At 43.6% G+C, this 25047-nt stretch carries 20 protein-coding genes and 1 tRNA gene; 10 read left to right on the top strand and 11 right to left on the bottom strand.

Features of this window, described 5'->3' with window-relative positions:
- Positions 1–4 precede the first annotated feature (4 nt).
- Positions 5–847, top strand: coding sequence for a DUF4595 domain-containing protein (locus KG118_RS05980; protein WP_117711468.1), 843 nt, complete (start codon positions 5–7; stop codon positions 845–847).
- 61 nt (positions 848–908) lie between these two features.
- On the opposite strand, the gene KG118_RS05975 is transcribed toward KG118_RS05980, so the two are convergent.
- Positions 909–1727, bottom strand: coding sequence for an alpha/beta hydrolase (locus tag KG118_RS05975; RefSeq protein WP_117711467.1), 819 nt, complete (start codon positions 1725–1727; stop codon positions 909–911).
- Positions 1728–1820: 93 nt separating this feature from the next.
- Here KG118_RS05975 and KG118_RS05970 point away from each other — a divergent pair, with 93 nt between their 5' ends.
- Together KG118_RS05970 and KG118_RS05965 are read left to right on the top strand one after the other, a co-directional pair.
- On the top strand, positions 1821–3113 hold the full coding sequence (locus tag KG118_RS05970) for a hemolysin family protein (protein ID WP_117711351.1): 1293 nt from the start codon (positions 1821–1823) through the stop codon (positions 3111–3113).
- A gap of 43 nt (positions 3114–3156) precedes the next feature.
- A complete protein-coding gene (locus KG118_RS05965) occupies positions 3157–3630 on the top strand; it encodes a copper resistance protein NlpE N-terminal domain-containing protein (RefSeq protein WP_117711350.1) in 474 nt (157 codons plus the stop codon).
- Between the two features lie 152 nt (positions 3631–3782).
- Here the strand turns inward: KG118_RS05965 and KG118_RS05960 are convergent, their stop codons facing one another.
- Both KG118_RS05960 and KG118_RS05955 read right to left on the bottom strand, forming a co-directional pair.
- Positions 3783–4385: an OmpH family outer membrane protein gene (locus KG118_RS05960; protein ID WP_117711349.1), complete on the bottom strand. Its 603-nt coding sequence runs from the start codon at positions 4383–4385 to the stop codon at positions 3783–3785.
- Between the two features lie 29 nt (positions 4386–4414).
- Positions 4415–4648 carry a hypothetical protein gene (locus tag KG118_RS05955; RefSeq protein WP_117711466.1) on the bottom strand — a complete coding sequence of 78 codons (234 nt, stop codon included), beginning with the start codon at positions 4646–4648 and terminating at the stop codon, positions 4415–4417.
- 279 nt (positions 4649–4927) lie between these two features.
- On the opposite strand from KG118_RS05955, the gene KG118_RS05950 reads away from it, so the two are divergent.
- Positions 4928–6388 carry an aminoacyl-histidine dipeptidase gene (locus KG118_RS05950; RefSeq protein WP_117711348.1) on the top strand — a complete coding sequence of 487 codons (1461 nt, stop codon included), beginning with the start codon at positions 4928–4930 and terminating at the stop codon, positions 6386–6388.
- A gap of 32 nt (positions 6389–6420) precedes the next feature.
- Positions 6421–7506: an endonuclease/exonuclease/phosphatase family protein gene (locus KG118_RS05945; protein ID WP_369834617.1), complete on the top strand. Its 1086-nt coding sequence runs from the start codon at positions 6421–6423 to the stop codon at positions 7504–7506.
- On the opposite strand, the gene KG118_RS05940 is transcribed toward KG118_RS05945, so the two are convergent.
- From KG118_RS05940 to KG118_RS05905, 8 genes are all read right to left on the bottom strand, one after another.
- A complete protein-coding gene (locus KG118_RS05940; protein ID WP_117711346.1) occupies positions 7503–8672 on the bottom strand; it encodes a mechanosensitive ion channel family protein in 1170 nt (389 codons plus the stop codon). The two genes, KG118_RS05945 and KG118_RS05940, sit on opposite strands and share 4 nt — an antisense overlap.
- 22 nt (positions 8673–8694) lie before the next feature.
- Positions 8695–9363: a phosphatase PAP2 family protein gene (locus KG118_RS05935; protein ID WP_117711345.1), complete on the bottom strand. Its 669-nt coding sequence runs from the start codon at positions 9361–9363 to the stop codon at positions 8695–8697.
- Between the two features lies 1 nt (position 9364).
- The gene (locus tag KG118_RS05930) at positions 9365–11266 is read right to left on the bottom strand and encodes an LTA synthase family protein (protein ID WP_117711344.1); all 1902 of its coding nucleotides are present in this window, start codon (positions 11264–11266) and stop codon (positions 9365–9367) included.
- 111 nt (positions 11267–11377) lie between these two features.
- Positions 11378–12034 (bottom strand): fructose-6-phosphate aldolase, encoded by a 657-nt coding sequence (gene fsa / locus KG118_RS05925; protein WP_117711343.1) that lies wholly within the window; start codon positions 12032–12034, stop codon positions 11378–11380.
- Between the two features lie 76 nt (positions 12035–12110).
- On the bottom strand, positions 12111–13586 hold the full coding sequence (locus tag KG118_RS05920) for an ATP-binding cassette domain-containing protein (RefSeq protein ID WP_249671461.1): 1476 nt from the start codon (positions 13584–13586) through the stop codon (positions 12111–12113).
- 221 nt (positions 13587–13807) lie between these two features.
- Positions 13808–15805, bottom strand: coding sequence for a type I pullulanase (gene pulA / locus KG118_RS05915; protein WP_117711342.1), 1998 nt, complete (start codon positions 15803–15805; stop codon positions 13808–13810).
- A gap of 50 nt (positions 15806–15855) precedes the next feature.
- A complete protein-coding gene (gene ruvC / locus KG118_RS05910; protein WP_117711341.1) occupies positions 15856–16425 on the bottom strand; it encodes a crossover junction endodeoxyribonuclease RuvC in 570 nt (189 codons plus the stop codon).
- Positions 16422–16727, bottom strand: coding sequence for a DUF4286 family protein (locus KG118_RS05905; RefSeq protein ID WP_117711464.1), 306 nt, complete (start codon positions 16725–16727; stop codon positions 16422–16424). The genes ruvC and KG118_RS05905 overlap by 4 nt, the downstream gene beginning before the upstream one ends.
- Positions 16728–16830: 103 nt before the next feature.
- Here KG118_RS05905 and KG118_RS05900 point away from each other — a divergent pair.
- The 5 genes from KG118_RS05900 to KG118_RS05880 all read left to right on the top strand — a co-directional run bounded on the left by KG118_RS05900 (position 16831) and on the right by KG118_RS05880 (position 25012).
- Positions 16831–16904, top strand: a tRNA-Ala gene (locus KG118_RS05900).
- A 28-nt stretch (positions 16905–16932) separates the two neighbouring features.
- A complete protein-coding gene (locus KG118_RS05895; protein ID WP_117711463.1) occupies positions 16933–19716 on the top strand; it encodes a two-component regulator propeller domain-containing protein in 2784 nt (927 codons plus the stop codon).
- Positions 19717–19854: 138 nt separating this feature from the next.
- On the top strand, positions 19855–21855 hold the full coding sequence (locus KG118_RS05890) for a family 16 glycoside hydrolase (protein WP_117711340.1): 2001 nt from the start codon (positions 19855–19857) through the stop codon (positions 21853–21855).
- A gap of 7 nt (positions 21856–21862) precedes the next feature.
- Positions 21863–23587 (top strand): family 43 glycosylhydrolase, encoded by a 1725-nt coding sequence (locus KG118_RS05885; protein WP_117711339.1) that lies wholly within the window; start codon positions 21863–21865, stop codon positions 23585–23587.
- Between the two features lie 12 nt (positions 23588–23599).
- A complete protein-coding gene (locus tag KG118_RS05880; RefSeq protein ID WP_117711338.1) occupies positions 23600–25012 on the top strand; it encodes a glycoside hydrolase family 43 protein in 1413 nt (470 codons plus the stop codon).
- Positions 25013–25047 lie beyond the last annotated feature (35 nt).

Below are 25047 nucleotides of genomic sequence, written 5' to 3'. Positions count from 1 at the left end.
AGCAATGAAGAAACTTATCTTTACATTATTAGTTGCACTCACAGTAATAACAGCTTGTGAAGATAACGACACTCCCGCCAACAACGGGAAGCGTCTGCCCATACCTTTTTCTAAAATCCAGTTATCGGAGAACAGCCCCTATGAGGCAGGAGTACCTACGGTAACCACTACCCAAACCTACTCATATGCCCAAGGGCAACTGACCGACTTCACCACCGTACAAAGTTATACCGTTCAGGGTGAACAAATGAAAATAGAAAATACGACATCGGTAGCCTATAACGAACACGAAGCCGTAGTGACAGACGACTCCGGCAATGTATCCACCTATCTTCTTAATGATAAAGGATATGCCACCCAATGCACACGCCAAGAGGTAAGTACAATCCGCACTTATACTTTTTCTTACTTCATCAGCCCGGAAGGTAAACACTATTTAGAGAATATAACCGAAAGTGTGAATGGTAAAGTATACGCCTTTATCGACATGGATTACAGTAATTACCAAGCACTGCGTGTTACACAAAAAGTAGATACTTACGAACAGGCCTATACAGCCACCACTCCGTCAAATAATGGAATAGCCAACCAATCGGAAGTTCCTTGCGTGTTTTTTGAAGGTTTATATCCGCTTTCACTGCACTCTGCCGCTTTATATGGGAAATTGCTGGGAGAGCCTTTCGGCATCTTAATAGACCAGGTTATTCCTGACGGGAACACAGCGAGTAAAGAAGTCACAAAGTATACCTACTCTTTCGATAAACGAAACATTATAACTTCCTGCAAAGAGGTAATAAACAGTTACGGTACGAATTATATCCGTACCGTAAACTATGTTATCGAATAATTATTTAAGTAAATGTGCATAATTAGTTTATACTATCTTGATATAAATTAATTCTCAACATTTACTTATTGAAGTACTTACTGAAGAACAATATCTGGTAGTCTATGGAGTTATTCCAATAAGTCCCTGTATGCCCGCCCGGGCGAGTGATGAAATCGTGGTCTATTTTGTATGCCAATAAACGTTTGTGCAATTCCTTGTTTACTTCAAGGAAGAAATCGCTTTCGCCGCAATCAATAATCAGAGCCAAGTCACCATTCTTTAGTTTATCAACTTGATTAATAACTGTATGGCTATTCCAAATCTCCTCGTTTGCAGTAAGTTCACCCAGCTGTTTCTTCATCTCCCAATTATTGGGGAACGGGCGAATGTCCACTCCGCCGCTTGTACTTCCTGCCGCTCCGAACACGTCTTTATGACGGATAGCATTCCACAATGCTCCATGTCCGCCCATACTCAAACCGGTAATGGCACGTCCCCGTTTCTCCGGAACCGTGGCATAGTGCGTATCCGTATAGTTCACCAGTTCCGAAGAAATAAAGGTTTCATAACGATAGGAAGAGTTCTTGGGGCTATCCCAGTACCAACTGTTTTTCCCGTCAGGGCATACAAAGATAATGCCTTTCTCATCAGCTATTTGAGATAACTCCGGTCTTATCCCAATCCATGTACCTGCATTGCCTCCATAACCATGCAACAAATACACAGCCGGACAAGCCTGAGGCTTCTTTGCAACAGCCCTATCCGGAAGGATATAAACCACCTTTACGTCCTTGTCCATCGAGGGACTTTTTACGAACACTGTATCTACACGTGCGGCCTGCACACCAATAGCCACCACTTGCAGCAAGAATACGAATAGAAAATGTCTGCTTTTCATGTTAATTTGTTTAATCTTCTTAAGAGACAGCAATATTAACAATAAATATTTGAAAAACATTACCTTTGTGCACAAACAATTTGTAATCCAAACATGGAATTCATTATTATTCTATTTTTACTTATCTTGAATGGCATCTTTGCCATGTATGAAATCGCATTAGTATCTTCAAGCAAAGCACGCTTAGAAACCCTCGTAGGAAAAGGTAATAAAAGTGCGAAAGGCGTTCTGAAACAATTGGAAGAACCGGAAAAGTTTCTCTCCACCATCCAAATCGGTATTACACTGATTGGCATTATATCCGGTGCTTACGGCGGTGTAGCCATAGCCGACGACGTAGTTCCGCTGTTTGCAATGATTCCCGGTCTGGAATTATATGCCAAAGACCTTGCAATGATTACTACCGTAGCCGTTATTACCTACTTGTCACTCATTATCGGAGAACTGGTTCCCAAATCAATAGCATTAAACAACCCGGAACGTTATGCTACCCTGCTCAGTCCCTTTATGATTGTGCTCACTAAGGTATCCTATCCGTTTGTATGTCTCCTCAGCGCTTCTACCAAACTGACAAACAAGCTCATCGGCATGAAAGAAGGAGAAGAACGGCAAATGACCCAAGAAGAATTGAAAATGATTCTGCATCAAAGTTCCGAACAAGGTGTTATCGACAAGGATGAAACAGAAATGCTGCGTGATGTTTTCCGTTTCTCGGACAAAAGAGCCAATGACCTGATGACACATCGACGCGATGTAATAGTACTGCATCCCACCGACACACAAGAAGAGGTGTTACGGATTATTCATGAAGAACATTTCAGCAAATATTTGTTGGTGGAAAGCGGTAAGGATGAAATCATAGGAGTGGTTTCCGTAAAAGACATTATCTTGATGTTGGGCGGCGAACAACCGTTCAACCTGCGTAACATCGCCCGTCCACCCCTGTTTATTCCTGAAAGTTTATATGCCAAGAAAGTTTTAGAGCTCTTCAAGAAGAACAAAAACAAGTTCGGAGTTGTTGTAGACGAGTATGGAAATACAGAAGGCATTATTACCTTGCACGATTTAACGGAAAGTATCTTCGGGGACATTTTGGAAGAGAACGAAACGGAAGAAGAAGAGATAGTGACCCGAACAGACGGCTCCATGTTGGTAGAAGCTTCCATGAATATAGGCGACTTTATGGAAGCAATGGGCATACTGAGCTATGACGACTTGAAAGAAGAGGATTTCACAACATTAAGCGGACTTGCCATGTTCCTTATCGGGCGGGTTCCAAAAGCCGGTGATATTTTCAGTTACAAAAACTTGGAGTTTGAAATTGTAGATATGGATCGTGGAAGAGTAGATAAATTGCTCGTTATAAAACGAGAAGACGAAGAATAAACGCCGTTGGCGTCTCTTAATATTAATTTAAACCATTAAAGCAATGAAAAAAGTAATGATGATTGCAGCAATTGCCGCTGCATTGGTATCCTGCCAATCAAAAGGAAATCAGAACAACGACACTATGGATGAGGGTGTCATGACTGTTGTAGGCAACGATTCTTCTGCAGTAGCCGTTTATGAAGGTATACTCCCTGCAGCCGACGGTCCGGGCATTCAGTACGTATTGAGTGTAGACAGCATAGGTCCCGACGGCGAAAGCGGTTATACCTTAGTTACGACTTATCTGGATGCAGAAGGACAAGGAAAAAATAAATCCTTCACTTCCACAGGAAAACGTCAGGTTATCCAAAAGGACGTTAACAACAATAAGAAAACGGCCTATAAGCTGACTCCCAACGACGGTGACTCTCCCGTATACTTCGTTGTTATCAATGACACTACTTTAAGACTGGTAAACGATAGTCTGCAAGAGGCTGTCAGCGATTTGAATTACGACATTATTCAAGTGAAATAAACAGTCGCCACTGAACATCAAAAAGGAAGTTAACTTCATGCCTTGCATGATATTAACTTCCTTTTCTTATGATGTTAACTTAGTATGGTGTATCTTATTAACTCATTATATACAAACAAGTTAACTAAATATTCTGCAATTACTCGCCCTACTTATTTCTTTGCAGGAGAAGAGTATCTTGCATTCAAACCGTCCAAGATTTCACGTGTAATGTTATAAATGCTGTCAGCATACAACAGATTGTCAAAGCCGGTGTTGCTGATAATCATACTGTAACCTTTTGTCTTGTTGTATTCCTTCAGGAAAGCGTTAATAGAGTCACGCAACTGCAAACTGTTCTTTTCGTTCTCACTCATCAACTCAGACTGTAGCTTGTTACCCAAATTCTGCAGGTCTTGTTCCAATTTAGCAATACGGTTGTATTCCTGTTGAGCGCGCTCCTGTGTCAGATATGCATTGTTCTGAACTTTAGTTTGGAACTCTTGTTTCTGACGGTCAAGGTCTTTAGCCTTCTGGTTCAAAGTCAAACGTACATTTTCGCTTTTCTTCACCATTGCCTCGTTCAAGTCAACACAATAGTTATATTTTGCCAAAAGCGTATCTATTTCTACATAAGCAATTTTCATTCCGGATAATCCGGCTGCTTGTGTTGAAGCATTTGCTGTCTGATTATCGGCTTTACCAGCGCATTGAGAAAATAAAACGATTAGTGCAAGAGCTGCCAAACCGTTTACGAGGTAGTTTAATCTCTTCATAATTTGTAAAAATATTGTTTTTAGTTTATTTAGTTCATACTATCGTTTAAGGTTTTCTCCAAGTCATCAATAGAGAAACGGCTTTTCTTTTGTGCCTCCCTGTCTTGCGACTGTACACACCCGATTCCTCTATCCCGCATTGCTTTATTGCCGCTGACGTGTCCGTTAGGAAACCTGCCGCCTTTCACAAAAAAGACCTTTACGCCCAATAAAACAATGCAAATAGCAACTATTAACAAAGTTATCAATAATGTACCAAGCATTTCCATTAATTTTGTTGCATAAAAACAGAATACCACTCAGCAAAAAGCGTTTGAATTTTGTTTTCACTCTTAGCTTACTCTGTTTTGTGGGTGCAAATATAGGGCTTTGGTTGGACTAAGCATCCTTTTTTACTCTAAAAAAAGAGAAAGGGAAATAAAATAGCCAATCAATTTAACCATCTTTAGCAATAAGAGGTTAATTTGTATAAGAATTGAATTTCAAAAACAGAAGATTAGAATACATATCAAGTGTATCCTGTCTGTTATAAACTATAAGATATGGAAAAAAAAGACTTGAAACCGGCCGGCGTATTTCGCTATTTTGAGGAAATCTGCCAAGTACCGCGTCCTTCCAAAAAGGAAGAAAAGATTATTGCTTTCTTAAAAGCATTCGGAGAAAAACATAAGTTGGAAACGAAAGTGGATGAAGCCGGAAACGTACTGATAAAGAAGCTTGCCACTCCGGGTATGGAAAATCGAAAAACAGTTGTGCTTCAGTCGCATGTGGACATGGTATGCGAGAAGAACAACGATGTAAAACATGATTTCCTCACCGACCCTATCGAAACCGAGATAGACGGAGAATGGCTGAAAGCCAAAGGCACAACGCTGGGGGCGGATAACGGTATCGGTGTAGCAACCGAACTGGCTATCCTTGCCGATGACAGCATTGAACATGGTCCTGTAGAATGTCTGTTCACCGTAGACGAAGAAACCGGACTGACGGGTGCTTTTGCTTTGCAGGAAGGTTTTATGAGCGGTGATATTCTCCTGAACCTCGACTCCGAAGACGAGGGCGAACTTTTTATCGGCTGTGCAGGCGGCATAGACTCTGTTGCCGAGTTTACCTATAAGGAGGTGGATGTGCCTGCCGGATATTTCTTCTGCAAAGTACAGGTGAAAGGTCTGAAGGGCGGGCACTCCGGCGGCGATATTCATTTGGGACGAGGCAATGCCAACAAGTTGCTGAACCGCTTTCTAAGCCAGACTTTCAAGAAGTACGATATGTATCTCTGCGAAATAGACGGCGGCAACCTGCGTAATGCTATTGCACGCGAAGCACACGCCGTTATAGCCATCCCCGAAGCCGACAAGCACGCCCTGCGCACCGATTTAAATGTATTTGCAGCCCAAGCCGAGGCAGAGTATGCCGTAGCGGACCCTGATTTGCAGTTTGTTCTCGAATCGGAGAATCCCCGCACTAAGGCCATTGATAAAGATACGACCGAACATTTGCTGCAGGCCCTTTATGCTGCTCCACATGGAGTATACGCCATGAGTCAGGATATTCCGGGCTTGGTAGAAACTTCCACCAATCTTGCATCCGTAAAGATGAAACCGGGTAATATAATCCGCATAGAAACAAGCCAACGCAGTTCTACCGAGTCCTCCAAACAGGACATCGCCACTATGGTACGTACCGTATTCGAAATGGCAGGGGCAAGCGTTTCTTTCGGCGACGGTTATCCGGGTTGGAAACCCAATCCGCACTCTGAGATACTGGAAGTTGCAGCGGAATCATACAAACGCCTGTTCGGTGTAGATGCCCAAATAAAGGCTATCCATGCCGGACTGGAATGCGGGTTATTTCTCGATAAATACCCCTCATTGGATATGATTTCTTTCGGGCCTACCCTGCAAGGAGTACACTCTCCCGATGAACGGATGCTCATTCCCACCGTACAGAAATTCTGGGACCATCTGCTGGATATATTGAAACATATCCCTGCCAAGAATTAATGGACATACAAATACGGAAACATAAAGAAGAGATGCGGAGCAAAAGAAGAAATGCTCCGCTTCTTTTTGTTTCCATACCAGTCTTTATACTTCTTGCTTTCCTACCATTCTCTTTGTTGTACGGGCAGGTCAAAAAAGATACCCTCACCTTCCGTATCATGAGCTACAACGTAGAGAACCTGTTCGACTGCCGCCATGACACACTGAAAAACGATTATGAATTTCTGGCTGGCGCCGTCCGGCACTGGAACTATACCAAATACAAAAAGAAATTAGATGCCATTGCACGCGTCATTATTGCCGTAGGCAGATGGACACCACCTGCATTGGTAGCCCTCTGCGAAGTAGAAAATGACAGCGTATTGCGCGACCTTACCCGCTATTCCGCTCTGCGGGAAGCCGATTACCGCTATGTCATTACGCATTCTCCCGACGAACGGGGAATTGATGTGGCACTGCTGTATCAAAGAGGTCTTTTCAAATTGTTGTCCGCTCAAAGTTATCCGGTAACAAAACCTCATGAAAGAAGCCGTCCCACACGCGACATTCTCCATGTCAGCGGCTTGCTTTTGAGCCACGACACTTTAGATGTACTTATAACTCACTTCCCGTCCCGTTCCGGAGGGGCAAAGGCATCCGAGCCTTACCGCCTTTCGGCAGCACAAAGATTAAAGAATGTGGCAGATAGCTTGTGCAGAGCCCGTACCCGTCCGCAAATTATCATTATGGGAGACTTTAATGACTACCCCGTCAACAAGTCCGTACAAAAGATATTAAAAGCCGGAGTTCCGCCTACGGAAACAGATGCATTAGATTCCCAAACCCTTTATCATCTTTTAGCGAGGAAAAGTACCGCCGACAAGTGCTTCGGAAGTTACAAATACCAAGGGGAATGGGGGCTACTCGACCATATTATCCTTTCGGGAAACTTGCTGAAACCGGATTCCCCGCTATACACAGCAGAAGATAAAGCCGATGTGTTCCTCGCACCCTTTCTGTTGTCCGAAGACAAGAAATATGGAGGCAGTCAGCCTTTCCGCACCTATTACGGTATGAAATATCAGGCGGGATACAGCGACCACCTTCCCGTATGGGCAGAGTTCAAGCTACTATATTAATCGGAATATTGGTAAAGCTTTAAGTCAAACTTACCGACCATTACCAACAAGTGATCGAATATATCGGACTGAATACGTTCGTACTCCTTCCATACCTTATTGCGCGAAAAGAAATAAACCTGAATGGGAACCCCGTAGGTCGTGGGCTCCTTTTGACTGATAATTAAATCTAAATCCTGATTTACAACCGGAAGGCTGCACAGATAACGCTCAATATAAATACGATAAAGCTGGGCATTAGTGGGCACTTCTCCCTCTGCCGGCTGATAGTCCGCCATCAAAGGAATGTCCTTACGAATGGCATCCAACATATCGGGAGTGCAAAACTTCAAAGTAGTCATGTCCAAATAAATATTCTTATTCACACGCCGGCCTCCACTCTCTTGCATTCCGCGCCAGTTCTGGAAAGAATTATTCACCAATGTATAAGGCGGTACAGTAGAGATTGTATTGTCCCAATTGCGTATTTTCACCGTATTCAGAGTGATTTCCTCCACGGTTCCATTGGCGGTGTTATTGGGCAAAGCTATCCAGTCTCCAATACGCAACATATCATTGGCAGAAAGCTGTACCCCCGCCACAAATCCAAGAATACTGTCTTTAAATACCAACATCAACACGGCTGCCGATGCACCCAAACCCGCAAACAAGGTCATTGGAGATTTATTTATCAGCACAGCAATAATAACAATTCCCCCGATAAAGAACAACAATACCTGAAGAACCTGTACAAAGCCTTTCATCGGACGGTTCTTTTGCTTGTCCCTTGCATTGTACACATCCAGCATCACCAGTAGCAAGCCGTTGATAGTAAGCAGTATTGCGGTGATGATATACACCGCACATATCTTCTGCGAAAATTCCAGGATTTCTTTTCCCCGCACAAAAGCCAGAGGCAACAAGAAGTAAATCAATATACCGGGCAGGATATGGATAAGATGATGGACCACCTTACGCTTCATCAACAATGTATTCCACTGGTGAGGAGCGCGCTTTGTATAGTGCCTCATCCCTCCCACGAATATAGCCTGACACAGATAATCCAACCCTACTGACACACCTATCATCAATACGGCAATAATTGTCTCGTCAAACATATTTGCAAATTTCGGTTCTACGCCCCATTCTATCAGGATGTTGTTCATCCAGCTTCCTAAACTCATCATAAATATCTGTTTTATAGATCTGTTAAGAAGATAACAAACTATAAAGGAAGATGTTTATCGTAGTAATGCCTCCCACCCAAATCGGGAGATAAATATGCGTATAATTTTCTCTCCGCCGATACTTGCACACCCCGCAGAAAAGCCGGTAACAAAGAGACGCACCGACAAAACCGATAAAAGCGCCCGCCAATAAGTCTCCGGGATAATGCACTCCCAAATAAGAACGGGAATAACACGTCAGCAGCGCCCATACCATAATAAACCAGTTCAAAGCACGATTGCGGAACAGATAGAACAAAAAGAAAGCAAGTCCGAATGTATTGGCGGCATGACAGGAAGGAAAGCCGTATCGTCCGCCCCGATACCCATTTACTATATGTACGAACTCAGAAATGGGGTTCTCCGGATTGGCAGGACGCAGACGGCACACCCACGGACGGATGAGGGTCGCTCCTATCTGGTCGGCAAAAATGATTGTCAGCGCAATGGCTACGGCGCAACCTATGGCTACTTTCCAATGCAAATTACGGGCTATCACATAGAGAATAGACGCATATAAAGGTATCCAAATCCATTTTCCACTAAAGGCATACATAAACAGATCCGCCCATTCGGCACGCCATCCGTTGATGGCAAGCAACAGGTCGGTATCCATTTCCACCAACCCTGATAAAACATCAGCTAATATCATTCTATCTTTTGGCTATATCGTCATACAATTTCTGCAAATAAGCCTGTCCCAAAGAGAGGTTCTGCCCTTTCTTCGAGCCTTCATCCACAGCTATTGCATTTGATTCATTATTAAATATCAGCTGATTGTCCGGCGTCACAAGACCGAAAGCGTCGTGTGCGGTAAAGAAAGCAAAATGCGGAGAATCAGGATTCAGCATATCTTTGCTGAACGTAAATTTACCATGAGGCAAGGACAGTTGCGCCAACAAGGTAGCGGCAATATCCTGTTGCGAACCGTAAACATCAACACGTCTCGGCTCACGCACTGCTCCTCCCACTATCAGCAACGGAACCCGGTATCTGTCTATTTCAAGATTACTGATATGCTCGGGATAGGCCCCCAGATGGTCGGGCACAAACACAACAGCCGTATTTTTCCATTGCGGCAACTCACGGAATTGTCTTACAAAGTCACCGATGCAACTATCCGTATACGCGAAAGCATTCAGGCGTTCGTTCTCCAAGCGGCTGTAAGGAACCTCAAAAGGCTCGTGGCTGCTGGAAGTTTGCAGCACGCGAAAGTGCGGTGCATCTTTCCCCGCCAAACTGCTGTCTGCCGCTTCCGCTCTCAAGTCATCCAATAAACGACGGAACACAAGATGATCGTGCACTCCCCACTTACTTAAACGCTCCGATACCGGAAAATCCTGATCGGCTACAATATCTTCAAATCCGGATGACATCAGGTAAGAACGCATATTGGTAAAGTCCGCATCGCCGCCATAGTAGTATTTGGTTCTATAACCTGCATTCCTCAAGCTGCCCGCAATGGCAGGGATGGACTGCGTCTTACGAGGATATTTCATTATACTGGTGGTGGGTTGTGCCGGATAACCGCTCAAAATGGCTACCAATCCCCGGTCTGTGCGGAAACTGTTGGCATAAAAATTGGTAAAGAGCACCCCTTCTTGCGCCAGACTGTCCAAGTTCACAGCCACATCCGGCTCTCCTCCCAACGTAGCCATCAGGTGCGAAGAGAAACTCTCCATAATAACAAAGAGCACATCGGGACGCTGTGTCGTAAACAATGAATGCAGAGAATCCGGAACTTGCCGTAAGGAATCGGTCAGAAGAGTGTCGTTCTTCAAAACAGCGGGATCCACCAAACCGGAAAAAATGCGGTCTGCCGCATCCGCTTCCATAAAACGATACTGTTTTCCAAAATCCTTCTGCTTGGAGAGAGATTCCATAAGGCTGAAAGCCGGGTTAATGGCGGCATGATTCAAACGCTGGTTCGTACTGAAATACACTTTCCCCGTATTCATGGTGGATACCGTAAATCCTCCGCGAATCGGGATGAACAACAACCCGGTCATCAGCAACAAAACACCTGAAACCTTCAAACGCTGATAAGGTATCTTCATACGTCTGAACGCACCTTTCTGCAACAAGACAAAATAGAATACTCCATACAACACCGACGCATAGGCAACCATGGCAACAATACCACCGATTACCATCCAAAAGCTGACACTTGCCACCGCATCTTTCGGTGAAGAAAAGAAATAGAACAAAGGAGTAGCGTCCAAACGGAATCCCCAATATTCATACAATCCGATATCGACGGTAAATATGATGGAAAGCAAAACGGAAACAAAGATAAAGTAGCCGCACCATATACGGCGGAGAAGATTGGGAACCGCCCATGCGGAACAGATAAAAAGCAACCCCGGAATGGCAGTCAGATAGCCTGCAAGCGATAAGTCCAACGGCAATCCATGCCACATCACACTAAACCACTCCGTCCACGAAACGCCTTCGTACAACGGGCGGTAAAAGAGCATAAAAAACGGTTTCTGCAATGCAAAGATGCAAACAAACAAGAGATATGTCTTGAGGAATCCTATAAGCCTTTCTTTCATCGGTGCTTTCTCTTAAACTGAATATATTCGGCAAAAATAAAGTTTTTATTCTATTTATCGCCAATATTAGTCAAGAAATACGTGAAAGATAGGCTTATAGGCTTTTCCGGATTATCCGTTCACACGTTTATAGTCTTCGAGGAACTTCTTTAACCCGGCATCTGTCAGCGGATGGTTCAACAGGCCTTTTATGGCGGAAAGCGGGCACGTGGCTACATCGGCTCCTGCTTCTATACATTGGACAATATGTGCGGTATGGCGGATGGATGCAGCAAGCACCTGAGTTTCATAACCATAATAGCGGTACATTTCTACAATACTGCCCACCAAGGCCACGCCGTCCTCACAGATATCGTCAAGGCGCCCCACAAACGGCGAAACGTAAGTTGCCCCGGCTTTTGCCGCCAGTAAAGCCTGCCCCACGGAGAACACCAGTGTGCAGTTGGTACGGATACCTTTTCCCGAAAAATATTTGATGGCTTTTATTCCGTCTGCAATGCAAGGCACTTTCACCACAATGTGCGGGTTGAGTGCGGCGAGTTCTTCACCTTCCTTAATCATACCCTCATAGTCGGTGGCAATCACCTCCGCGCTTACATCTCCCCGCACTATATTGCAGATGTCCACGTAATGCTTGCGCTGGTTTTCCACTCCCTTGATACCCTCTTTTGCCATGAGTGAGGGGTTGGTAGTCACTCCGTCGAGTACGCCCATATCGTAGGCTTCCCGAATCTGGTCTAAATTTGCAGTGTCGATAAAGAACTTCATAATGTAAATAGTTTAAGGATTAATTCCACAAATATAACGATTTACATTGTTGTTTGTTCTTTATCAGCCGGATATTTTAGCGGTTGCGCTTCAAGTACAGGCGGTCGCTAATCGTGGCAGGAAGTTCGTTCTCGTAATGAGTCACCATTATCATTGTTTTATCCCTACGACGGCAAAAAGCCTCTATGATTTTCTTTACGCGACGACGGTTATACGTATCCAGTCCATGCAAGGGTTCGTCAAGAATCAGCAGTTCGGGGTCTTTCACAAAAGCACGCGCCAACAGGGCAAGACGTTGCTCGCCGCTGGAGAGTTGCAGGAAAGGCTTGTCTTTCAAACCCGCCACGCCGAAAACATCCATCCACCACTCGCACACAGCCATTTGGCCGGTGTGCGTACGCTTGTACAGACCGATACTGTCATGCAGTCCGGAAGCTACGATTTCGATAGCCGGCAGATTCTTCAGATAAGCGCGATGCATCTCCGGGCTGACATAACCTATGTGTTTCTTGATTTCCCAAATACTCTCACCCGTCCCCCGCTTACGTCCGAACAGGCTGATGTCGCAGGCATAAGACTGCGGATTGTCCGCACACACCAAGCTAAGCAAGGTGGATTTGCCTGCGCCGTTCTCGCCGCTCAAAGCCCACTTCTGTCCGCGCATCACCGTCCAGTCCAGTTCTTTCAAGATTGTGCGGTCGTCATAGCGGATACTGACTTTATTCAAACGGACAACTTCGTCCGAAGTGAAGTTAGTGTTTTCATAAGGAAGGTCGATAATGCGTTGCTGCAATTCACTGAAAAAGGCGGCATCTGCCTCAGCACGCATAGCGTCTTGCTCATGGAAAGCCTGCATATAGACAGCACGTTCCATTTTCTCTCCCGCCACTTTATTGTCAACGGGGACTACGTGAGTGATGAAAGACGGTATATCATCCAGCATGGAGAGAACCAACACGATTTGCAGGGAAGCGAGTTGCGCCAGTTTCTCCAGCACATTGAACAACAGTTCGCGTGTGGCGGCATCCAGTCCGATGAAAGGATTGTCCATGATGAGGATGCGCGGAGCTGTAAGCAATGTCTTGGTCATCTGAAACTTGCGGAGTTCGCCACTGGAAAGAAGAATGATTTTCTTATCAAGCATCGGCTCGATACGGAAAAGGTCGAACAGTTGTTGTTTGAGAGCTTCGTCCTTCACCTCACCCAACAGCTCACGCACCAGCGGGGCGTCCTCTTGGTCGTGGGCATTCCAACGTTGCTGATAGTAGTAATTGGCGTCGGCAGAACCGTAGGTATCACGGAAAGCAATGTACTTGATGTTGTCGTAGGCAGTTTGCGTGGCGGAGGGGCGGAAATCGTACGCCAGTGTGCCGTCACGCAAGGGATATCTACCCGTAAGCAAATCTACCAACAGGCTTTTCCCGGCTCCGTTAGGGCCAACAATAGCTATATGCTCTCCATCGAGAAAGTCAAGAGTGACAGGGTGTGACAGACGAATAAGCGGATTGCGCGCTACTCCTTCCGTTATCTGCAAGGTATGTTGTTGTATCATTTTTAATGGTTTGTCTTGTTAGGAGTCACAAACTCTTCTGAGTGACAGAACAGATAATGCGTTTTAATGAAACAGATTATGCGTTTTAGTAAAACAGACCATGTATTCTGACGAAACAGATAATCTGTTTTCTTACGATGATAATTCCGTTTGATACACTTGATAAATTCATTTGATATGCTTGAAAATTCCGTTTGACATACTCGAAAAGCCTGCTTTCCCTATTTATAGAAAATAAGTGCCGACTGCGCCGGAACGGAGATTTCCGGCCCGTACATCGTACCCAAACCTTGTTCACTGATGAAGCCGTCCTTGCAGACCACCGTATATTTGCCTTCGGGCACTGAAACCTTAGCCGCTTCCTTGCGTGAATTCAGCACTACATATATATCGCCCCACGCATCGCCCCCGGCATTCTCTTTCAACCGATAGGCCACCACGTTACTGCCCTCAACCGGCAGGAATTCCAGATGCTTACGAACCAGTTCGGCATCTCCTAAGCGGAAAGCCGGATGATGCTTGCGTAGCTGAATCAACCCTTTATAATAGGCAAACACATCGGCGTGCTCCGTCTTGCGTTTCCAGTCGATGGCATTGATGGAGTCCGGGCTCTGGTAACTGTTATGTACACCTTTCTTGTCGCGCATCACCTCCTCGCCCGCATAAATAAAGGGTACGCCCTGCGAAGTAAATACCGCTGTCTGCGCCAGTTTGTCCAACCGGGCAAGTTCTTCGGGAGTGATGCCCGGAATACTCGCTTTCAATCTGTCCACCAAGCACATATCATCATGGCAAGACACGTAGCTAATCATCTGCGTGGGTTGTTCCGCCCACGGGGCTTTGCTATAATTCACCTGTTCATTATTGACTTGCGGATGCTTCACTGCACCCACAATACCGAACTTGATGCTCTCCTCTCCTCCGGGCAGCCCGGCAAGGAAAGCTCCCTGATGGTTATCATTGAAAGGACCGCGCAGTGCATCACGCATCTCATCGGAGAAAGCGGCGATACCCGGCATCTTATAGGTATTAGCCTTCATTGCCAACGAATCCTGTGACATTTGGGGAGCCGATGCAGCCCAACCTTCACCATATATAAAGATTGTGGAATCTACCGCTGTTGCCGCCTTGCGTATCTCGTTCATGGTTTCGATGTCATGGATTCCCATCAGGTCGAAGCGGAAGCCGTCAATATGATACTCGTTTATCCAATGCAAAACGGACTCTACTATATATTTGCGCATCATGGAACGGTTGCTCGCCGTTTCATTGCCGCAGGCAGAAGCGTCCGCAAAACTTCCGTCAGGTTTCTGACGATAGAAGTATCCGGGAACAGTACGCTCGAAATTGCTCTCAACCGTATTGAAAGTATGATTGTACACTACGTCCAGCACCACACGAATGCCCGCCTTATGCAAAGCCTGTACCATTTGTTTGAACTCGCGGATACGTACATCCGGCTTGTAAGGATTGGTAGAGTAAGAACCGTCGGGCACATTATAGTTCTGAGGGTCATATCCCCAGTTGTATTGATTCTCGTTCAGCTTGGTTTCGTCCACAGAGGCATAGTCATAGGAAGGCAGGATGTGCACGTGTGTCACTCCCAGCTCTTTCAAGTGGTCGATACCGGTTGACAATTTATCGGGATTGACTGTTCCCGTCTCCGTCATGGCAAGGAACTTACCCTTATTCCGGATGCCCGATGAAGGGTCTACGGAGAAGTCCCGGTGATGCATCTCATAGATAATCACATCGGCAGGCGATGCCAGCGGCGGACGTTTATCTTCCGCCCAGCCTTCCGGATCGGTTTCACGCATATCGATAACCGCCGCACGCTTGCCGTTCACACCTACTGCCTGTGCATTGATGCCCGGCGTATCACCCAACCACTTACCGTTGATTCTTACATTGAACGTATAGAACTTGCCTTTCAAATCCCGCTCTACCTTAGCCGTCCACGTACCGTTTTCGGCAGGTGACATAGCTACCGTTTCATAAGCGTGCCCGCCGTCTCCCGCATCATACAGCATCAGGCGTACTTCATCTGCCGTAGGCGACCAAAGCGTAAACTGCGTAGCGCCCGGAGTATACTCCATTTCAGCCAGACTGCCCGTACGGACAGGATAAAGTTCGTATGAGGTATATTCTTTCTTCGAGGGGGCACAACTGACTACCGTTGTCGCCGCTACTCCGATAATGACAAGATCATTTAATTTCATGGCTAGTATTTTAAGTGTAAAGTATTAAATTCGAAATATAAGGTACGGGACTACCGTTTTATTTTGTCGGGATTCTTGGCTATAAAATCCTTCCAACTGTGATAGCCCTTCTCCATAGCGGGCCGCCCCATTTGCAGAAAGTGGCAATAAGCGGCGGCAAGCCCATCGGTAGCGTCCATAAATACGGGCATCTCCTCTTTGGGAAAGTGGAGCATACGCTGCAGCATATCAGCCACTTGTTCCTTAGACGCCTGTCCGTTTCCGGTTATTGCCATTTTTATCTTCAAAGGGGCATATTCCGTAATAGGAATATCACGGCTCAAAGCGGCAGCCATAGCCACACCTTGCGCACGTCCCAGCTTCAGCATAGACTGCACGTTTTTTCCAAAGAAAGGCGCTTCAATGGCAAGTTCATCCGGCAGATAACTCTCAATAATGCCCAACACCCGTTCGTGGATATGGCGAAGCTTCAGGTAGTGATCGCCAAACTTGCGAAGGTCTATGATACCCATAGCAATCATTTCGGGCTTCACTCCCGCCACGCGCAACACTCCATACCCCATAATGGTAGTACCGGGGTCGATGCCCAGAATGATTTTTTCTTTTACCGGTTGTATCACACAATTACCTCCATCAATGTCGGAAAACCGATTACTTTGTCTTTAAAGATTTTCAGCAATTCTTCATTCAGCTTCACGCCTTGCTCCTGATGCCAACGATGCAGCTTAGCCGAGTTTTCCACCTCAAACTGTACTGAGTAACATATGCTTCCCTCTTCAATATGACTCAGTATGCGTGCTATGCGCGGAGCATACAGCGTACCGTGCTTTTCCACTTCAGGAAGATAGAATTCCTGCATCCAGGTAAGGAAGTATTTTTCCTGTCCTTCCTCTACGTGATAGGTCGTATTATATATCAACATAACTTCTTTTTTCATTTTATTTCGCAAACATAGCAATTATTTCAGAATAATGCATTATATTTGCGCCATCAAAAATGCAGGTAGCTCTGCAAACGTTAGCAACGGGGCGTTAGCTCATCTGGCTAGAGCGCGACACTGGCAGTGTCGAGGTGATCGGTTCGAGTCCGATACGCTCCACCCGCTTCTCATGAATGAAGTTTTCCTCATGAAAAAAGTTCAAACTACATCAAAAGCAAAAGTCATACTTCTGATATTTACTCTACTTTTCATAAGTTTGAATTCTTTCCCAGCCAATACCAAATTCTACAACATCAGTGATATTTATGGCATAACATCGGGAGAAGCATTTTCTATCTGCAAAGATAAGCATGGCTTTATCTGGGCTTCCACTAAAACCGGGATTTTGAGAGTAACTGAGGGAGACTGCCGCAATTATGAGCTACCTTGTAAAACCACCGATTTTGTATTTGTAAAACTGACTTACGGCAATTCACAACTATTCTCTTACACTAATAACAGTCAGATATTCCATTACGACGAAGTTACAGACCGTTTTCTCTTTTTGGCAGACTTACGAGAAGAAACCGGCAACAACCATATCACCATAGGAACTATTACGGCCGATAAAACCGGAACCCTTTGGATTGCCTCCTCAACCGGGCTATTTAAATATGAAAACAATACACTTACAAGAATCACACAATCGGAAAAGGAAATAAAGCAACTCACCTTTTATAAAAATAATCAACTGTTTTATATTACATCAGCCGGTATCTCATTGCTGGAGATGCCAACATTAAAAAGCCGTCTCATTTACCCATACAATGCAAAAGATTTTTTTCAGATACCCAGTTTGTACTATGACGAGCAGCTCGACCGCCTATGGATTGGTACCGGAGCGGCCGGCCTTTTTTATTATGATATCACTCAAAAAACATTATCAGCCATACCAATCAAGGGCTTTCCGAAACAACCGATTCTTACAATAAAGAAAGACGCCAATAATACTCTTTTAATCGGTATTGACGGTCAAGGCATATGGCATATCAGCGAAAAAGGAGATAAACTTCTCAACATTTACAAAGAAGACCTAAATAACCCCTTTTCACTTCGAGGTGACGGGGTATATGATATTCTCTGCGATGAATCCAGAAATTGGGTAGCCACATACACCGGAAAACTGTCTTTTTTTGAAAACGGCAATTCCCTGATTATCCCCATAACCTATCAAATAAACAATCCGAATTCTTTAGGTAACAATTATGTAAACAAGATTATAGAAGATCATAAAGGGTATATATGGTTTGCAACAAACAATGGCTTAAGCCGCTGGAATCCTATATCCAATAAATGGAACCATTATTATCGGGACAAATCAGAGCAAGCAAAGGTGTTTTTATCTTTATGCGAAGATAGTCAAGGACGTATCTGGGCAGGTAGCTATTCTTCCGGCGTTTATTTACTGGACGGAAAAACCGGACAAACACTTCAACATTATTCCTCAAAGACTCATACTCCCGGTTTCTCAGGAGACTTTATCTTTGATTGCTTTGTGGATGCAGAAGGAGATGTATGGATTGGCGGCAACCAGAATCTATCCTGTTATCGAAATAAAGAAAATAGTTTTCGAGAATATCCAATCCAACCTGTCAGTGCATTTGCCGAACTCGCTCTGGGGAAGCTATTACTCACAACTTCACACGGCTTGTTCTTACTGGATAAAAATCACGGAACAATAGAAGCTTTAGTTGAAGGTAGTTTGGCACAAGATGTAGTAGTAACCGATAACACTGTATGGATTGCAACTTGCCGAGACGGGCTGATAAAATATGATTATGACAAACGGCAAACAGAGCGATTTACCACAGAATCCGGTCTGACATCCAACTATGTAAACAGTATCTTATTGGATAACGGCTTTTTATGGATTGGTACTGAAAGCGGTTTGTGCAGGCTCAATATCTTAAACAATACTATCCGGTCGTATACTTCCGTCTACTCCCTTTCAAACACAACTTTTTGTGTCAACTCCTGCACGAGACTAAAGAATGGCAAACTGGTTTGGGGAACGAATAACGGTGCAATAATGTTTACTCCCAAGCTGCTTCAGGAGACTCGTCCCAAAGGAAAGATTTTCTTCCAAAACATCACCGTAGCCGGTCGTTCCATCCGTACAATCCCCCATTTATTAAATAATACCCCGGTCAATCAACAAAAGAGACTATCCCTGAATTATACTCAAAACAATTTCATGTTAGAGCTCCTGCCAACAGGAGGTTCTGCAAGAAACATGAAATTCTCATGGCTATTGGAAGGACTGGATACGAACTGGAGTCGTCCCTCTGAACTTCATTTTATTAATTACACCAATCTTCCCGGCGGAGACTTCAAATTGCATATCAGAATGTACGATGGCTCTCTATCACAAATTATAGATGAACGTAGCTTGAACATACATATCACACCTCCCTTTTGGAAGACTTGGTGGTTTGCAATTCTTATAAGCCTATGCATCGGCGGTTACATCATTTACGCTTTCAAAAGCTATTCGAACCGTTTAAAAAGAAAGAGTACCAATGACAGGCTCATCGCCGATGCCGCCCAAGTGCTCATGCAAGAAAAAATGGCGCAAAGCCAACCAACTACTCGCGAAGAAAAGTCCGTACTCCAAAGTAAACCTAACGATCCGTTTGTTAACAAAGCGATAGCTGTTATCAATGAAAACATCGCCAACAGTGAATTTGGAAAAGAAGAGTTTGCCGCAGCTATGAATGTTAGCCCTTCACTCTTATACAAGAAAATCAAAACATTGACAGACCAATCCCCTTCCGACTTTATCAAAGCCGTACGCATGAACCATGCGCTCAAACTTTTGCAATCCGGTCAATATACTGTAACCGAAGTCAGCGAGCTCTCCGGTTTCTCCAGCCTCAGCATTTTCAGCCGCGCTTTTAAAAAGCACTTCGGGAAAACACCCACCGAAATATAAATAAAGTACAGAAACCCACTTGCGCACCCTTTCAGAAGCTTTTTTTACCTAAATTGCAAAATAAAATATCTGAAAAGGGGAGTCTTTTTTCTGTCTCTACCCTACATTTGCAGACAGAATTCTTAACTTATTAGTATTATGAAACACGTCTCACTTTATCTACAACTGACATTGATAATCCTGTTAAGTTTCGGAGTAACCGCCAACGGATATACCCGAAATAAAACAACAGAGATTGCATCCGACTTTGATAAAATAGGTTGGAAAGTCGGTATTCAGTCTTATACCTTTACTCGCTATTCTCTTTTTGATGCTATTGATGCCGCCGCAGATTTAGGTCTGAAATATGTAGAAGCCACAATCTGGCAAACCATAGAAAGAGGAAAAGAAGAAAGATTCAACCCATGGCAAATATCAGAAGAAACCAAACAAAAAATTAAAAATAAATGCAAGGAAAAAGGTGTGACTCTCACTTCATTCTATTGCCGTCCAAGTAAGGAAGATGCAGAAAACGGACAAACAGAAAAGCTCTTCCAATTCTGCAAAGAGTGGAAAATGGCCCTTACAACTGACCCTGTCCGTATCGCATCAGGTCCCGGAAGTATGGATTTTTATGATAAACTATGTCAGAAATATGGCGTTTATATGTTTCTCACCAATCATCCCAAAGCTCACGGTTCACCGTATTGGAATCCGGAAGACGTATTAGCTGATTGTAAAGATAGAAGTAAATACATTGGCGCTTCTGTGGATGTAGGACATTTCATGCGTGACGGTACCAACGTATATGAAGTCGTAAAAAGATATACCGACGCCGGACGTATGTACCATTTCCACTTCCGCGATGTAGACCGTTGCGACAAAAACGGGAAAGATGTTACATTAGGAGAAGGAGCTGCACAAATAAAAGAGTTATTAACTTATCTGAATAGAAAAGGAGCTACTCCCATTATCGTATTTGAATATGAAAGAGATCAAGATGAACCCTTGAAGTATATAACTCCCGGTGTAGTCTATCTTCGTCAACTCAGTAAAGAATTGCTTAAGAACAAGCAAGCCGACAATAATAATAAACCTATAAAACTATGGGCAAGAAATGCATCTACAAAAGGCGGACTAAACATCTGTGATAAAGATAAAGACACATTGGCAACAATACACGGCTGGAACAATACGGAACAACAGATTTCATGGAAAACGTTTTTAAAAAAAGGAAACTATACCGTATGCTTGAAATATTCCGAACCTTATCAAGGAAGTGCAATAACTGTTACAGCAGGACAACAACAATTTGCTACACTAATACAACCGACAGCTGGCTGGAATGAATACCACGAAAAGAACTTAGGTGTTATAAGAGTCCCTACAACTGGAGAAACGAACATAAGCCTTCAAGGTATTCAACTTTCTTTAGTAAAAGATGAAAAAGGTAAGTTGGTACACAAAGAGGCACTACCGGATATACAATATCTATCACTTATACCTACAAAAGAAAAGTCTGTTTCTTCACCCATAAATATATTACAAGAGTTTAAAGGAAAACCCATATTCAACGGAAAGACCTTCAAAGGGTGGACTGGTAACAACGGCAAGGAAAGTATGAAATGGTTTCGTATAGAAGAAGATGCCATAATAGGTGGAAATACCGAAATGGAAATACCTCAAAATGAATTCTTACGTTCAGACCGTGAATACGGTAACTTCGAGCTACGCCTGAAATTCAAAATTAACTGCGCAGACGACTCCTATAATGCCGGTATTCAATTCCGTAGCCAGCCCCAAACCGAAAAAGGCAAAGAGCATGAAATGATAGGCTACCAAGCAGATATTATCTCCTGGAAAAAGGGAGCACTCTACGATGAACAACGTCGCTGGGACTTTTTAGGGAATCCCCTTGCTAAAAATCCTACTTACAATGCTAGAGAGTGGAACTCTTATATCATTCGCTGCGAAGGCCCGCGTGTTCGTATTTGGCTGAATGGAATACAAACATTAGATTATTTCGAACCTTTTGTTGACACCCCTCACCCCGATGTACAGATAGGCAGAATTCCACAAATAGGATATATTGCTTTACAGATTCATGAAGGCAAAGCTTGCGAAGCTCTATATAAAGACATCACAATAGAAGAACTATAATAAAAAAATGAAAAACATAAATAAATATTGCCTGTTACTACTTTTGTTTTCCGCACTTCTGGCAGCGTGTGAAGGAAAAAAGAACAGCTTTAAGACAATCTGTAATCCTGTCAATTTAAGTTATCGCTTTTCGTTGAATTCACCATCCTGGCGTGAAGCGGCAGATCCCAGCATGATTAAATTTCAAAATGAATATTACCTATTTTTATCTAAATCGGGTGGCTATTTTCATTCATCGGATCTTATCCACTGGAATTTAATAACTACTGACGATCTCCCCATTGAAAAATATGCCCCTACCGTTATGGAAATGAATGGAGAGATTTATTTCACTGCATCCATAGCAACTAATAAGATATATAAAAGCCATGACCCTAAATCCGGAAAATGGGAATTGGTAACCGATCAATTCCCTTATATCCTGGCAGACCCAATGTTATTCTACGATTCGGATAACGATAAAATTTATCTATATTACGGTTCCGGTGCAGCCACCCCAATGATGGGAGTAGAACTGAATAAAAACACCTTTATGCCCAAAGGAGAAGCTACTCCCCTATTCTACAGTAATGCCGAAAAGTACGGCTGGGAAGTGGCTGGAGACTACAACACTAATTATAAGCACACAGGCTGGCTCGAAGGAGCATGGATGAACCAATACAAAGGAAAATATTACCTGCAATATGCAGTACCCGGTACAGAGTTTAAAAGCTACAACAACGGAGTTTATGTATCAGAGAATCCATTAGGTCCATTTACATTACTCAAACACAACCCTTTCTCCTATAAGCCCGAAGGTTTTGTCAATGGCATCGGACATGGAAGTACATTCCAAGACTTATATGGAAACTACTGGAATATCGGCACCTCTACCATCTCCCAAAGGCATATGTTTGAAAGAAGAATTTCATTATACCCTACTTTTTTTGACGAAGACGGTGATGCTTATGCATACACTGCATGGGGAGACTATCCAATGATTGTTCCCGACAAGAAAATAACCTCTCCACAAGATTTATTCCCAGGATGGATGCTCCTGTCTTATAAAAAGGAAGTTGAAGCTTCATCTACATTGGAAGGCTACCCTACAAAGAATGCCGTGAATGAAGATATAAGAACATGGTGGAGTGCTGAAACAGCTAACAAAGGAGAATTCTTAACGGTTGATTTAGGGCAAAATTCCAAAGTATACGCCATTCAAATTAATTTTGCCGACCAAGATGCCAATATATCGGGAAAAACAGATTCTACCTATTACCAATACCGAATAGAAGATTCCCAAGATGGTATTATATGGAATATGACAGTCGACAAATCAAAGAACAAGGTAGAAGCCCCTAACGACTACATCCAATTGGACAAACCGGTAAACACCAGATATATTCGTGTAACCAATATATATTTCCCTTCCGGAAAATTTTCCATTTCCGGCCTAAGAGTATTTGGAAAAGCAGATAAACCGGTTCCAGCAACTGCACAGTTCACGAAATTAACCAGAAATAGTAATAATCGCAGAACTGTAAATCTGAACTGGAATAAAGTAGAGGATGCCATCGGATACAATATCCGGTTCGGTACACAGAAAGACAAATTATACCATAATTATCTAGTATATGAAGATAACAAGGTATCCATTAACATATTGAACGCAGACCAGACTTATTATTTCGCAATAGACAGTTTCAATGAAGCGGGAATCACTGTCGGAAAAGAAGTCAAAATCATTCAATAAATATGCAATGTCATGAAAACCACTTATTTTCTTAAAAAATCACTTTTCTGCTTATTACTGTTTGCATCATTTACATCAATCAGCAAGGCGGATTATCCATTGTTTTGGCAACGATATACAGCTGACCCATGGGGAATAGAATACAATGGACGACTGTATCTGTTTTGTTCACATGATACCTATAACCCTCAAAGAGGATACGGATATTTTATGAATGATATCACTTGTATCTCAACTGACGATTTAAAGAATTGGACAGACCACGGTGAAGTATTCCATGCTAAAGACTCAAGATGGGGAGCCCAATTGACCTGGGCACCATGCGTTGTTTATCACAACAACCAATTCTATCTCTATTACGGTGACGGCAATTGCGGAGGTATTGGCGTAGCAACCAGTAACAGTCCAATTGGTCCTTATATAGACAATCGGGACACCCCCATGGTTGATATGAATACTCCAGGAGTGCAACCCGGTAGCGGACAATGGGGTATGTGGTGTTTCGATCCAAGCGTTTGGATAGAAGATGACGGACAAGCCTTTCTTTATTTCGGAGGGGGTGATCCCGGCAATTCACGAATCATTAAATTGAAAGATAACCTGACAGAAGTTGAAGGTAAAGCCATACACCCCAATACTCCCGGCTTCTTCGAAGCTTCATTTGTACATAAATATAAAAACAAGTATTATTATTCGTATGCCGGGCATCATTTCAGCTTTCCCGCCAACATTGAGTATGTAATGAGTGAGCATCCAATGGGACCTTTCTCCCAGCCGGGATTAATATTACCTAACCCACCCATCAACGACGGCTTCAACAATCATCATTCCATCTTTCCATTCAAAGGCGAATATTATATTGCATACCATAATCGGGAAGTGGCCTATGTGAAAGGGGAAGCAGACAAACGTTCACGCGAATATATGCGTAGTGTCTGTCTGGATCATTTAATACACAATGAAGATGGTACTATCCGGACGGTATCAGCCACACGTGACGGTTTACCCCAATTAAAATACATCAATCCGTACAAACGGAATGAAGCGGAAACCATGGCAAAAGGTTGGGGCATCAACACCGAAGCCCGAAAAAGTGCTCCGGATAACCGGATTGTAAGTTCTGCCAACGACGGGGATTATATAAAAGTACAGGGAGTGAATTTCACCAAAGAAGGTCTTTCCAAATTTAAAGCTTTTATCTCATGTGGAGCTCCAAAAGGTGGAAATATTGAAATCCGTCTGGAAAGTGAAAACGGATTGCTGATAGGTACTCTGAACATTGTTCCCACAGGAGACTGGGAGTCCTGGAAAACAATTACAACGGACGTATCTATTCCCAACACTGGTATATTTGATCTGTACTTTGTATTCAAAGGCAATAAAGAAGACTTTGCCCACATAGATTATTGGGAATTCACACATTAATATCCACAATAAATATTTGTATTAAAAACAACTAT

The organism is Bacteroides propionicigenes, assembly GCF_018390535.1.
Classification (GTDB): domain Bacteria; phylum Bacteroidota; class Bacteroidia; order Bacteroidales; family Bacteroidaceae; genus Bacteroides; species Bacteroides propionicigenes.
Note: the sequence above shows the minus strand (reverse complement) of the source record. Positions and strands in the feature narration are given on the sequence as shown.